The organism is Pseudomonas sp. ok266 (assembly GCF_900110195.1).
GTDB classification, from domain to species: Bacteria; Pseudomonadota; Gammaproteobacteria; order Pseudomonadales; family Pseudomonadaceae; genus Aquipseudomonas; species Aquipseudomonas neuropathica.
Genome location: NZ_FOCU01000006.1, coordinates 55,284 through 68,523, shown reverse-complemented (window position 1 = coordinate 68,523; position 13,240 = coordinate 55,284). Strand labels below are relative to the sequence as shown.

Below are 13,240 nucleotides of genomic sequence, written 5' to 3'. Positions count from 1 at the left end.
GCAGGCGCGCTCCCACAGTGGAATGCGTTTCAAAGGTGGGAGCGAGCCTGCTCGCGAAGAGGCCATTACAGACACTAACAAGACCCGAAGGATGCGATGGTGTAAGCTCTCGGGTTCTTCGGATTCGACCCATTGCGAGCCCTATGCCGTTGCTTTTCAAACGTTCCTTGCTGCCCAAATTGCGCAGCTTTCCGCTGACCGCCGAGGCCGTGACCATTCTGTCCGGCGCCGCCGAGTTTCGTCGTTGCCTGCTGGAGAAAATCGCCACGGCGACCCAGCGCATCTACATCGTTGCGCTGTATCTGCAGCAAGACGAAGCCGGTCAGGAAATCCTCGATGCCTTGCACGCCGCCAAGCTCAAGCGCCCCGAGCTGGAGATCGCCGTGGTCGTCGATTGGTTGCGCGCCCAGCGCGGGCTGATCGGCGCCGGCAAGCAGCCGGGCAATTCGGCGTGGTATCAGGAAATGACCCGCACGCACCAGAGCGAAGTGCCGGTGTACGGCGTGCCGGTGCAGACCCGCGAGTTGTTCGGCGTGCTGCATTTGAAGGGCTTTGTGATCGACGACTGCGTGGTCTACAGCGGTGCGAGCCTGAACAACGTTTACCTGCACAAATTCGACAAGTACCGTTTCGACCGTTATCACGTGCTGCACAGCGCTGAGCTGGCCGACTCGATGCATCACCTGGTCAAACATGGCCTGATCGAATCCAAAGCCGTGCATCGCCTCGATCTGCCGAACCTGCCGACCACACGCAGCCTGCGCAACGACATCGGCGATCTGCGCAGCCGTCTCAAATACGCGACGTACGACACCGCCAATGGCAGCACCGCCAGAGACGGCCTGTCGGTCAGCCCGCTGCTCGGCGTCGGCAAGAACAACCCGTTGAACCGGGCGATTCTCGAACTGATCGCCAGCGCGCAAAAACAGCTGACCATCTGCACCCCGTACTTCAACCTGCCGTTGGGTGTGATTCGCGAGATCAACCGAGCGCTGGCCCGTGGCGTGAAGATCGATATCGTGGTCGGCGACAAGACCGCCAACGACTTTTATATCCCGCCGAGCGAGCCGTTCAAGGTGATCGCGGCGTTGCCGTATCTGTACGAAATCAGCCTGCGCCGCTTTGCCAAGCGCCATCAGCGCAACATCGACAGCGGGCAGTTGAACCTGCACCTGTGGCGTGACGGCGACAACACCTATCACCTCAAGGGCATGTGGATTGATCAGCGCTATACGCTGCTGACCGGCAACAACCTCAATCCACGGGCGTTCCGCCTGGATCTGGAAAACGCCTTGTTGATCGATGACCCGAAAGGGGAATGGCTGGAGCCGCGGGCGAAAGAGCTTGAAGAGATTTTCCGCCATACCACACGGATCGACAGCTTTCAGAGCCTGGAGACGCTGCCCGAATACCCGGCCGGGGTGGCCAAGTTTCTCAAGCGCGTGAGTCGGGTGCGGATTGAGCGGTTGCTCTACCGGATTCTCTAAAGTCGAAATTATCTAGCGCGGCTGATAAAGCCTTCGCGAGCAAGCTCGCTCCCACAGGGGGAATGCATTCCAAATGTGGGAGCGAGCTTGCTCGCGAAGGGGGCAAGCCAGGCACTAAAGAACTTAGTTCAGCCCCAACTTGCCACGCAACGTGGACAAATCTTCAGCCAGCGTATTCACCGGCCCAACCAGCGCTTTACGGTCGTTGTCCTTCACCTTGTCATACGTCTCGAAACCACCGTCCTGGGTCTTGTACTTGGCCAGAATCTTGTCGACCGTGGCAAAGTTCTTGTCCACCTTCGCAGCAAAAGCCTTGTCCTGCTGCTCGATCTGCGGACGGAACAGATCAACGATTTTCTTCGCGCCGTCGATGTTGCCCTGGAAGTCATACAGGTCAGTGTGGCTGTAGCGATCTTCTTCGCCGGAGATCTTGGTCGCGGCGACTTCTTCCAGCAGCGCGGCGGCACCGCCGACGACTTTCTCCGGCGGGAAAGTCAGGTCGGCGACGCGGGTTTGCAGATCTTTTACGTCGCTGTTGAGCTTGTCCGCCAACTCGTTAAGGCCCTGGGTGCTTTTTTCCGAGAACAGCGAGTACTCGATGCGGTGGAAGCCGGTGAAGTCGTCAGCCTTTACGCCTTTCTCGTGGTCGTCGACACGGGAGTCGATGGACGCATCGAGGTCACTGAACAGCTCGGCAATCGGCTCGATCGACTCGTAGTAAACGCGGGTTGGCGCGTAGAGCTTTTGCGCAGTAGCCAGGTCGCCTTTCTTCACCGCATCGGTGAATTGTTGGGTGTGGCTGCCCAGCTCATCCAATTGCTCGGTAACGTAAATCTTGTAGTCCGAAACCGGCCCCACCAGATCCAGCGGTGCGGTGGCAGCGAATGCCGACAGCGGGGTGTTGAGCAAACCAAGGGTCAGCAGTAACGCGAGTGGGGTCTTTTTCATCGGGGGCGGCTCCAGTGTCGAGATTGTTTTATGCGGCTGTTTTCGGTTGTGTGGCGTTGAGCAGCGAGCGACCGATAAAGTCCTTGTCGCCCGTGACACCCGGCAGGGTAAAGAAATAGCCGCCGCCGACCGGTTTGAGGTATTCCTCCAGCGGCTCGCCGTTGAGACGGGTCTGCACGGTGATAAAGCCTTTTTCCAGATCGGCCTGGTAGCAGATGAACAGCAGGCCCATGTCGAGCTGGCCGTTCTTGTTCACGCCATTCGAATAGTTGAACGGCCGGCGCAGGATCAGATTGGCCTGGCTCGCGGCGGTGCGCGGGTTGGCCAGGCGAATGTGCGCGTCGAGCTTGGTCAGCTTGCCGGCCGGGTCTTTGCTGTAATCCGGGACTTCAGTCTCATGCTGTGCACCCATCGGCGCGCCAGTGGTTTTGACCCGGCCGATGATGCTTTCCTGTTCCTGCAATGGCGTACGGTCCCAGCGCTCGACAAAGTTGCGGATGATCCGCACCGCTTGATAGCTGCCGTGAGCGGCCCAGGCCGGTTCGTCACTGCCCGGTTGCACCCAGACCAGGCGATCCATGGCTTTAGCGTCGTTGGAATCGGGGTTGGCCGAGCCATCGCGGAAGCCGAGGAAGTTACGTGCCGATTGCGCCGGCACGCCGGCTTTTGCCGGGGCTTGCGGCGGTACGCTGCCTTCCTGCTTCCAGCGCACCAGCAGCAGGTCGGGAAGGTTTTTGACGATATCGCGCAGGGCGTGAATGTTGGTGTCGGCGGTGTTCGAGCAGAACTGCAGGCTCAGGTCACCGTGGCAGCAATCGGCGTCCAGCGCATCGTTGGGAAACCCGACCATGCGCATCAGGCGTTTGGGCTTGGCGTCGGCCAGACCGAAGCGCTCGTCGAACAGCGACTCGCCGACCGAAACCGTGATGGTCAGGTTGTCCGGGGTTACATTCGGGCCAAGGATGCCGGAGTCCGGCGGCGGCAGTTTCGGATCGATCTGCGCCACCGGGCCGCCCTTCATCAGGAACGCGATGCGCTCGTTGAGGGTGCGGAACAGCCGCTCCAGATCTTCACGATCACTGGCCAACACGTCGAACGATACGAGCATGCCCGACGCCGGCCGCGGGGTGACGATGCCGGTCTGGTGGATGCCGTGGAAATCGTGACGGTCTTCGGTCTTGTCACTGCTCGGTGCTTCGGTGACTTGTGCCGGCGCGGCGGCCATGGCCGGACAGCTCAGGGCCGAGCCGGCGAGGGCGACACCGGCGGCGCCCATGCCCATCAGGACACGGCGACGTTGCAGGTTGAGTGGTTCGCTATCTTTCATCGTCAAATCGTCTTCTGCTTACAGGCCGGAGAGGCCGAGGGCGGGATCGATGCCATCCAGAGCGTCGGCCAGAGCCTGGGCCTTGTCGGCAATCTGCTTGCGTTGTTCGCCGCTGATGGCGTCGTAACTGGCGTAGCCGTCCTTGATCTTGTAGGTGTCGAGTTCGCTGTCGAAATCCGCCAGTGCCTTATCGATTTTCGGCAGCAGGTCAGCGGCTGATTTGCTCAGCATCGGCCGCAGCAGATCGACGACTTTGTGCGCGGTTTGCACGTTGGCAGCGAAACCGTTGAGGTCGCTGTGGCTGTAGCGTTCTTCTTCACCGCTGGCAGCACGGACGTCGGCCAAGGTGTTGAGGTTGCGCACGATGATGCTGACCAGTTGCTCCGGTGGCAGGCTCTGCGCGAGCAATTGCTGTTTGAGCGTGGTGACATCGCTGAGCAGGCGCTGGGCAACGGGCGTCAGTTGGTCGAGATTGCGTTGCTGGAACAGTGCGTATTCGATGCGGTGGAAACCGACGAAGGCCGGATCCTGTTCGCGCTTTTCGAAGTAGTCGGCGCGGGCGTTGATGCTGTTGTCCAGTTCCGCCAGGCGTTGCGCGGCAGGGGCCAGACGCTGATAAGCCGCGCGGGCCGGTAAGTACAGCGCTTGAGCCTGACTGAGGTCGCCGCTTTCAATCGCTTGATCGAGCGCGGTCACGGCTTTGATCAATGCGTTGCTCTGGCTGGCCAGGTACACGCGAAATTCCGACAGCGGCCCGACGAAGGCGACCATCGACGGCTTGGCTTTGGCCGCAGCCTCAGAGGCGGCAGTTGGCGTCACGTGCAGGGTGCCGCGCGGGTTGCTCAGCAGGCCGCAGGTGATCGCGTAATCGCCCGGTTGCAGGTTGGCGTTGATCACTTGGCTGAGGCCCGGCGCAATGTTTTCCCGCTCCTCGACAACGAGCACGCCGTCGAGGATTTCCCATTCCACTGCGCGGTCGGAGCGGTTGACGATGCGGAAACTGGCGCGACCGGCCGGCACCGTCAGCGCGTTGGGTTCACAACTGCCGGGATGAATGTTCACCACCACTTCATCGTGGTTGTGCTGACGCTTGGCCGCAGCCATTTTCGAGGCGTAATAAAACAGACCACCGGCGGCGATCATCACCACCACCGAGCCGGCCACCGCCCAACGCAAGGCGCGAGGAGGGGAGGCCTGAGGAGTATTAGGCTTTGACATGAATGCCCTTATTGGCTGGAAACGGAAGACGATTGTGCGGAGGGCTTCGGCGCGGGAGCCGGGTAAAAGAACATCACCAGCGCCACCAGCAGATAAAGCAGATACGCACCGAGGGTGCTGACGGTCGGCGCATCCTGATAACCGAACATGCCGGCCAGCACCGAACCCAACGGGCCATCCATCGGCAGCGTCGCGCTAAAGTCGAACAGCACGGTTTGCAGGTGATTCCACAACCCGGCTTCATGCAACGCCTGCACCGAGTTGGCGAGAATCCCGGCGGCCACCACCAGAATGAACAGGCCGGTCCACTTGAAGAACGCCGAAAGATTGAGGCGCATGCTGCCGCTGTAGATCAGGAAACCGACGATGATCGCCAAAATCAGCCCGAGCAGGGCACCGATCGGCGCGCCGGGGCCTTCGCTTTGCTGGAATACCGCGAGCAGGAAGAACACCGTTTCCAGGCCTTCGCGAGCGACCGCGAAGAACACCATGGCGATCAGTGCAATGACCTGATGTTTAGAGGAAGTCAGCGCGTGATCCAGCGAGGCTTGCAGCGAATGCTTGATCGAGCGCGCGACCTTGCGCATCCAGAACACCATGGAGCTGAGAATGCCTACGGCCATCAGCCCGACCACGCCTTCGAACAGCTCCTGCTGCTTTTGCGGGAATTCAGCGCTGACCAATTCAAGACCACCGCCCACCAGCAGGGCGAGGGCAGCGGCGAGAAATACGCCGATCCACACGGCAGGCATCCATTGCCCACGGCCAGTCTGTTGCAGGTAGCTGGCGATAATGCCAACGATCAGCGCGGCTTCAATGCCTTCGCGCAGCATGATCAGGAAGGGAACGAGCATTCGGTGTCCAGTAAGTCATTCGAAGAGGTTACAAGTTGTAACATAATGACAAGCATTCTCACATGACAATGATTGGCATAAACCTGAACACAAGCTGAACAACCTAAATTTTCGCCTCACACAGATCCCTGTAGGAGTGAGCCTGCTCGCGAAAGCGGTGGCTCAGAAAAATCAATGTTGACTGACACGACGCTATCGCGAGCGGGCTCACTCCTACAGGGGATTCGTGTTGAATTCGTGTCCTGCGGTAAGATGCCCACCACTCAAAAACAACAAGGTTTACCGCGCTCCATGTCGGAAAAAGACACCATCGCCGTGCAACTGGTGCGTGAAGCGCTGCTGCAAAGTTGTACCCCGGGCGCAGCCACCGAAGAGGTGTTGAACAAGGTCGGGATTGCTCCGGCGTTGCTGCAAAACGAGCACGGCCGGGTACCGGCGTCGCAGTACGCCAGACTCTGGCGCTTGTTGGCCCGACGCGGGGATGACGAGTTTTTTGGCATGGACCCGCGCAAGCTCAAGTCTGGCAGCCTTGAATTCCTCTGTCGCAGCGCGATGGCGCAACCGACGCTGGCGGCGGGTTTGAACACGGGGCTGAGCTTTCTGTCGCTGATGCTGGAGCGCATGCCAGCGCAATTGGTGCATCAGCAAAGTCTGGCGGAGATCGTCCTGCTGGAGGATGACCACGAGCCACGCCGCGCTTTCACCTATTTCACCTACTGGATGATCGTCCACGGCGTGGCCTGTTGGCTGGCGGGGCGGCGGATTCCGATTCTGGCGATCGAACTGCGCTGTGCGGCGCCGGCGTTCACCGATGACTATCGAGTGATGTTCTCGGAAAACCTGCGTTTCGAGCGTCCACGTACGCGGATGATCTTCTCTGCCGATTGCCTCGATCTACCGATCAAGCGCACCGCCGAAGAACTGAAACGCTTTCTCGCCCACGCCCCGGCCAACATTCTGGTCAAGTATCGCGACCCGGAAAGCCTTGCCAGTCGGATCAAGCACGATCTGCGGGAGTTGCCGGCCGAGCAGTGGCCGGAAACCGAGGCCCTGGCCCAACAGTTGTGCATGTCGGCTTCGACGTTGCGCCGGCGCTTGGCGGAAGAAGGGCAGACCTACCAAGGGCTCAAGGACAGCGTGCGCAAAGAACTGGCGATTATCTGGCTGGCGGAGCCTTCGATCAGTTTTGTCGAGATTGCCAGCCGCTTGGGATTTGCCGATGCGAGTTCGTTCTACAAGGCGTTTCGCAAATGGTCGGGGTCGAATCCGGGCCACTATCGCCAACTGATCCTGAATGAGGTTGTCTGACCCAACACATTCCGCCGCTTGATCGTTCCCACGCTCCGCGTGGGAATGCCTCAAGGGACGCGCCGCGTTCCAGCTCTGGAGCGGACGCAGAGCGTCCGAGGCTGCATTCCCACGCAGAGCGTGGGAACGATCAGTGTGGTAGCGGTCTTGGCCAAACCAGTCAGCCACATTGATGGCTTTGACCATTGCCCCAGCCCCCGCACAGCGCGACTATCCCCCTGTTGTTTACGGTTCCCAGCCTAATAAAAAACAGAGGGATTCTGGCAATGCGCGATTACTTGTCTGCCACCGCACAGTTCAACTATCAGCACACCGTGGATGCCGCGCTCAGCGGTACGCTTGCGGCACTCAACGCCTGCGTCGAATGTTGCGACCGTCATGCCTTGCCCGGGCGCATTGCGCTGTTCTGGGAAGGCCGCGACGGCGCCAGTGCGACGTACACCTTCAGCGACCTGCAGGACAAAGCCTCGCGTTTCGCCAACTTCCTCCTCGCTCAGGGCGTGCAGAAGGGCGACAAGGTCGCCGGCCTGCTGCCGCGCAACATCGAATTGCTCATCACCGTGCTCGCCACCTGGCGCATCGGCGCCGTGTATCAACCGCTGTTCACCGCCTTCGGCCCCAAAGCCCTCGAACATCGCCTGAACAGCTCCGGCGCCAAAGTCGTGGTCACCGATGCGGTCAACCGGCCGAAACTCGCCGAAGTCGCTGACTGCCCGACCCTCGTGACCGTTGGCGGCGCCAAAGGCCAGGGTATCGTCCGTGGCGACTTCAGCTTCTGGGCCGAGCTGGCCAATTATGCCAATGTCTGCGAACCGGTCCTGTTGACCGGCGAAGACCCGTTCCTGCTGATGTTCACCTCCGGCACCACCGGCCCTTCGAAAGCGCTGTCGGTACCGCTCAAAGCCATCGTCGCGTTCCAGAGTTACACCCGCGATGCGGTAGACCTGCGTCCCGAAGACGCCTTCTGGAACGTCGCCGATCCGGGTTGGGCCTACGGCATCTATTTCGGCGTCACCGGGCCATTGTCGATGGGCCATCCGATCACTTTCTACGATGGGCCGTTCACCCTCGAAAGCACTTGCCGGGTGATCAACAAGTACGGCATCACCAACCTCACCGGTTCGCCCACCGCTTATCGCTTGCTGATCGCCGGTGGCGACGAATTCGCCAAGTCGATCAAGGGCAAGTTGCGCATCGTCAGCAGCGCCGGCGAACCGCTGAACCCGGAAGTCATCCGCTGGTTCGCCGACAACCTCGGCGTGGTCATCCACGACCATTACGGCCAGACCGAACTGGGCATGGTCCTGTGCAACCACCACGGCCTTGATCACGCGGTGCACGTTGGAGCCGCCGGTTTCGCCTCGCCGGGCCATCGCATTGTGGTGCTCGACGATCAGTACAACGAACTTGGTGTCGGCCAGCCGGGCATTCTCGCCATCGACCGTCCGCAATCGCCGATGTGCTGGTTCGGCGGTTACGAAGGCGCGCCGACCAAGGCTTTCGTCGGCGATTACTACCTGAGCGGTGACACCGTGGAATGGAACCCGGACGGCAGCATCAGTTTTGTCGGCCGCAGCGATGACGTGATCACCACATCGGGCTACCGCGTAGGCCCGTTCGATGTCGAAAGTGCGCTGATTGAGCACCCGGCAGTGGTCGAAGCGGCCGTCGTCGGCAAGCCGGACCCGGAGCGCACCGAACTGGTCAAAGCCTTCGTCGTGCTGAGTGCGCAATACCGCGCCGCGCCGGAGCTGGCCGAAGAATTGCGCCAACACGTACGCAAACGTCTGGCCGCACACTCATACCCGCGTGAAATCGAATTTGTCAGCGAATTGCCCAAGACCCCAAGTGGCAAATTGCAGCGCTTTATCTTGCGCAACCAGGAAATCGCCAAGGCTCAAGAGGCCGCGGCACATAACGTTTCAGCTTGAATCAGGAAGTACAGTCATGCAGATCGAAAACAAGGTTTTTATCGTCACCGGCGGCGCGTCCGGCCTGGGTGCCGCCACCGCTGAATTGCTGGTCAGTGCCGGCGCCAAAGTGATGCTGGTGGACATGAATGCCGAAGCTGTCGCCGCACAGGCGCAGCGTTTGGGCGCGCGAAGCGTGGTGGCCGATATCAGCAACGAAGCCGCCGCTGAAGCTGCCGTGCAGGCCACCGTTAAAGCCTTTGGCAGCCTCAACGGTCTGGTCAACTGCGCCGGTATCGTCCGTGGCGAGAAGATCCTCGGCAAGAACGGCCCGCATGCACTGAGCAGTTTCGCCCAGGTGATCAACGTCAACCTGATCGGCAGCTTCAATATGTTGCGCCTGGCCGCTGCGGCCATCGCCGAAGCCGAGGCCAATGCCGACGGCGAACGCGGCGTGATCATCAACACCGCCTCGGTCGCAGCGTTTGACGGCCAGATCGGCCAAGCGGCGTATTCCGCTTCGAAAGGCGCGATCGCCAGCCTGACCCTGCCGGCCGCCCGTGAACTGGCACGCTTCGGCATCCGCGTGATGACCATCGCCCCAGGTATTTTCGAAACGCCGATGATGGCCGGCATGACCCCGGAAGTCCGCGATTCACTGGCCGCCGGCGTACCGTTCCCGCCGCGTCTGGGCAAGCCTGCCGAGTACGCCGCGCTGGTTCGGCATATCATCGAAAACAGCATGCTCAACGGCGAGGTGATCCGTCTCGACGGTGCCTTGCGCATGGCCGCCAAGTAAGGAGGATTTGTCATGACTATTTCCAACGATCCGATTGTCATCGTCAGCGCCGTGCGCACGCCGATGGGCGGTTTTCAGGGCGAACTGAAAAGCCTCACCGCGCCGCAACTCGGTGCTGCTGCGATCAAGGCTGCGGTTGAACGTGCCGGTGTTGCCAGCGACGCGGTCGATGAAGTGCTATTCGGTTGCGTGCTGCCTGCGGGCCTCGGCCAGGCGCCTGCGCGTCAGGCTGCATTGGGCGCCGGGCTGGATAAATCGACCCGCTGCACCACGGTCAACAAGATGTGCGGCTCGGGCATGGAAACCACCATTCTCGCTCACGACATGCTGGTGGCTGGCAGTGCTGATGTGGTGATCGCCGGTGGCATGGAAAGCATGTCCAACTCGCCGTATCTGCTGGATCGTGCTCGCGCCGGTTATCGCATGGGCCACGGCCGCGTGCTCGACTCGATGTTCCTCGACGGCCTCGAAGACGCCTACGACAAGGGCCGCTTGATGGGCACCTTCGCCGAAGACTGCGCCGAGACCAACCACTTCAGCCGCGAAGCGCAGGACGCCTTTGCTATCGCCTCGACCACCCGCGCGCAGCAGGCGATCAAGGACGGCAGCTTCAAGGACGAAATCGTCCCGCTGACCGTGACCGTCGGCAAAGAACAGGTGCTGATCAGCCATGACGAGCAGCCACCGAAAGCCAAACTCGACAAAGTGGCCTCGCTGAAACCGGCGTTTCGCGAGGGCGGCACGGTGACGGCGGCGAATTCCAGTTCGATCTCTGACGGTGCGGCGGCGCTGGTGCTGATGCGCCAGTCGCAGGCGCAGAAACTCGGGCTGAAACCGCTGGCGGTGATCCATGGCCACGCTGCGTTCGCCGATACCCCGGGGCTGTTCCCGGTGGCGCCGATTGGCGCGATCAAGAAGCTGATCAAGAAAACCGGTTGGTCGCTGGGTGATGTCGATCTGTTCGAGGTCAACGAAGCGTTTGCCGTGGTTGGCATGGCGGCGATGACGCACCTGGAAATCCCCCATGACAAGTTGAATGTGCATGGGGGTGCCTGTGCGCTGGGTCATCCGATCGGTGCTTCGGGTGCGCGGATTCTGGTGACGTTGCTCTCGGCGCTACGCCAGAGAAAGCAGAAACGCGGCATCGCGGCGATCTGCATCGGCGGCGGCGAAGCCACGGCCATGGCTGTGGAATGCGTGTATTGATCGCTAAAATAGCCCATGTGGGAGCGAGCTTGCTCGCGAAGGCGTCCTGTCAGCCAGCATTGGAGTTGAATGACACACCGCTTTCGCGAGCAAGCTCGCTCCCACAGGGGTTCTGTGTGGTAACCAGGATTTAAGGATTCACCATGATTCCCAACGAAGACCAAACCCAGATTCGTGATATGGCCCGGCAATTTGCCGAGGAACGCTTGAAGCCGTTCGCCGCCGAGTGGGATCGCGAGCACCGTTTCCCCAAGGAAGCCATCGCTGAAATGGCCGAGCTGGGCTTCTTCGGCATGCTCGTGCCGGAGCAGTGGGGCGGTTGCGACACCGGTTACCTGGCGTACGCCATGGCTCTGGAAGAAATCGCCGCCGGCGACGGCGCCTGTTCGACGATCATGAGCGTGCACAACTCGGTCGGCTGCGTGCCGATCCTCAAGTTCGGCAATGACGATCAGCGTGAACGCTTCCTCAAACCGTTGGCCAGCGGCGCCATGCTCGGTGCCTTTGCATTGACCGAACCACAGGCCGGTTCCGACGCCAGCAGCCTGAAAACCCGTGCACGGCTGGACGGCGATCACTACGTGCTGAACGGTTGCAAACAGTTCATCACCTCCGGGCAAAACGCCGGGATCGTGATTGTGTTTGCGGTGACCGATCCGAGTGCCGGCAAACGCGGTATCAGCGCGTTTATCGTGCCGACCGATTCACCGGGCTATAAAGTCGCTCGCGTCGAAGACAAGCTCGGCCAACACGCCTCCGACACCTGCCAGATCCTCTTTGAAGATGTGAAAGTGCCGGTGGCCAACCGCCTGGGTGAAGAGGGCGAGGGCTACAAGATTGCTCTGGCCAACCTTGAAGGCGGTCGCGTCGGCATCGCTTCGCAGTCGGTGGGCATGGCTCGCGCGGCGTTTGAAGCGGCGCGTGATTACGCCCGTGAACGCGACACCTTCGGCAAGCCGATCATCGAACATCAGGCCGTAGCTTTCCGCCTCGCCGACATGGCCACGCAGATCGCCGTCGCCCGGCAGATGGTGCATTACGCGGCGGCCCTGCGTGACAGTGGGCAACCGGCACTGGTCGAGGCGTCGATGGCCAAACTGTTCGCCTCGGAGATGGCCGAGAAGGTCTGCTCGATGGCGTTGCAAACCCTCGGCGGTTACGGTTACCTCAACGACTTCCCGCTGGAGCGCATCTACCGCGACGTGCGCGTGTGCCAGATCTACGAAGGCACCAGCGATATTCAGCGCATGGTTATTTCGCGCAATCTTTAAGAAGGAATTTTGATTCATGACGTACGAAACCATTCTGCTGGAAACCCATGGCCGCGTTGGCCTGATCACCCTCAACCGGCCGCAGGCGCTGAATGCGCTGAACGCGCAACTGGTCAGCGAAGTGAACCAGGCCCTGGATGCGCTGGAAGCGGATGCGAACATTGGCTGCATCGTTCTCACCGGTTCGAAAAAGGCCTTTGCCGCCGGTGCCGACATCAAGGAAATGGCCGAGCTGACCTACCCGCAGATCTACATGGACGATCTGTTCAGCGACAGCGATCGCGTGGCCAACCGGCGCAAGCCGATCATTGCCGCCGTCAACGGTTTTGCCCTTGGCGGTGGTTGTGAACTGGCGTTGATGTGCGACTTCATTCTGGCCGGTGACAACGCCAGATTCGGTCAGCCGGAAATCAACCTCGGCGTACTGCCGGGCATGGGCGGCACCCAGCGCCTGACCCGCGCCGTCGGCAAGGCGAAAGCCATGGAGATGTGCCTGAGCGGACGCATGATCGATGCGGTGGAGGCCGAGCGTTGCGGCATCGTTGCGCGGATCGTGCCGAGCGATGAGTTGTTGGATGAAGCGTTGAAGGTTGCTGCGGTGATTGCCAGCAAGTCGTTGCCGATTGCGATGATGGTCAAGGAAAGCGTCAACCGAGCCTTTGAGGTCAATCTGACTGAGGGCGTGCGCTTTGAGCGCCGCGTGTTCCATGCGGCGTTCGCGACGCAGGATCAGAAGGAAGGGATGGCGGCATTTATTGCCAAGCGTGAGGCTGAGTTCAAAGGCAAATAAATGCGGTGCCTGAGATGACGCCTTCGCGAGCAGGCTCGCTCCCACATGAGGTTATCGGCGTTCACAAAATCTGTGTTCGCTGGAGATCTCTGTGGGAGCGAGCCTGCTCGCGCCCCTCACCC

The 13,240-nt window shown here is 60.8% G+C and carries 11 protein-coding genes; 7 read left to right on the top strand and 4 right to left on the bottom strand.

The genetic code is table 11. From position 1 onward, the window contains the following. Nucleotides 1-143 precede the first annotated feature (143 nt). Nucleotides 144-1,487 (top strand): CDP-diacylglycerol--serine O-phosphatidyltransferase, encoded by a 1,344-nt coding sequence (gene pssA, locus BMY54_RS12350; RefSeq protein WP_093432748.1) that lies wholly within the window; start codon nucleotides 144-146, stop codon nucleotides 1,485-1,487. 123 nt (nucleotides 1,488-1,610) lie between these two features. Here the strand turns inward: pssA and efeO (BMY54_RS12345) are convergent, their stop codons facing one another. The 4 genes from efeO (BMY54_RS12345) to efeU are packed head-to-tail and all read right to left on the bottom strand — an operon-like array spanning nucleotide 1,611 to nucleotide 5,834. After that, nucleotides 1,611-2,435, bottom strand: a complete 825-nt coding sequence (efeO, locus tag BMY54_RS12345) for an iron uptake system protein EfeO (protein WP_093432745.1) — start codon at nucleotides 2,433-2,435, stop codon at nucleotides 1,611-1,613. Between the two features lie 28 nt (nucleotides 2,436-2,463). Then, a complete protein-coding gene (efeB, locus tag BMY54_RS12340; protein WP_093432742.1) occupies nucleotides 2,464-3,762 on the bottom strand; it encodes an iron uptake transporter deferrochelatase/peroxidase subunit in 1,299 nt (432 codons plus the stop codon). An 18-nt stretch (nucleotides 3,763-3,780) separates the two neighbouring features. Continuing rightward, nucleotides 3,781-4,980, bottom strand: coding sequence for an iron uptake system protein EfeO (gene efeO, locus BMY54_RS12335; protein ID WP_093432740.1), 1,200 nt, complete (start codon nucleotides 4,978-4,980; stop codon nucleotides 3,781-3,783). A gap of 8 nt (nucleotides 4,981-4,988) precedes the next feature. Further along, nucleotides 4,989-5,834 carry an iron uptake transporter permease EfeU gene (efeU, locus tag BMY54_RS12330; protein ID WP_093432738.1) on the bottom strand — a complete coding sequence of 282 codons (846 nt, stop codon included), beginning with the start codon at nucleotides 5,832-5,834 and terminating at the stop codon, nucleotides 4,989-4,991. A gap of 291 nt (nucleotides 5,835-6,125) precedes the next feature. On the opposite strand from efeU, the gene BMY54_RS12325 reads away from it, so the two are divergent. The 6 genes from BMY54_RS12325 (at nucleotide 6,126) to BMY54_RS12300 (ending at nucleotide 13,118) form a co-directional block, all read left to right on the top strand. Then, on the top strand, nucleotides 6,126-7,142 hold the full coding sequence (locus tag BMY54_RS12325; RefSeq protein ID WP_093432735.1) for an AraC family transcriptional regulator: 1,017 nt from the start codon (nucleotides 6,126-6,128) through the stop codon (nucleotides 7,140-7,142). A 266-nt stretch (nucleotides 7,143-7,408) separates the two neighbouring features. Next, on the top strand, nucleotides 7,409-9,073 hold the full coding sequence (locus BMY54_RS12320) for an AMP-binding protein (RefSeq protein ID WP_093432732.1): 1,665 nt from the start codon (nucleotides 7,409-7,411) through the stop codon (nucleotides 9,071-9,073). 16 nt (nucleotides 9,074-9,089) lie between these two features. After that, on the top strand, nucleotides 9,090-9,851 hold the full coding sequence (locus BMY54_RS12315; RefSeq protein WP_093432730.1) for an SDR family NAD(P)-dependent oxidoreductase: 762 nt from the start codon (nucleotides 9,090-9,092) through the stop codon (nucleotides 9,849-9,851). A gap of 12 nt (nucleotides 9,852-9,863) precedes the next feature. After that, complete coding sequence (locus tag BMY54_RS12310; RefSeq protein ID WP_034153964.1) at nucleotides 9,864-11,057, top strand: acetyl-CoA C-acyltransferase; 1,194 nt, start codon at nucleotides 9,864-9,866, stop codon at nucleotides 11,055-11,057. A gap of 143 nt (nucleotides 11,058-11,200) precedes the next feature. After that, nucleotides 11,201-12,328, top strand: a complete 1,128-nt coding sequence (locus BMY54_RS12305; protein ID WP_093432727.1) for an acyl-CoA dehydrogenase — start codon at nucleotides 11,201-11,203, stop codon at nucleotides 12,326-12,328. A 16-nt stretch (nucleotides 12,329-12,344) separates the two neighbouring features. Further along, nucleotides 12,345-13,118 carry an enoyl-CoA hydratase gene (locus BMY54_RS12300; protein WP_093432724.1) on the top strand — a complete coding sequence of 258 codons (774 nt, stop codon included), beginning with the start codon at nucleotides 12,345-12,347 and terminating at the stop codon, nucleotides 13,116-13,118. Nucleotides 13,119-13,240 lie beyond the last annotated feature (122 nt).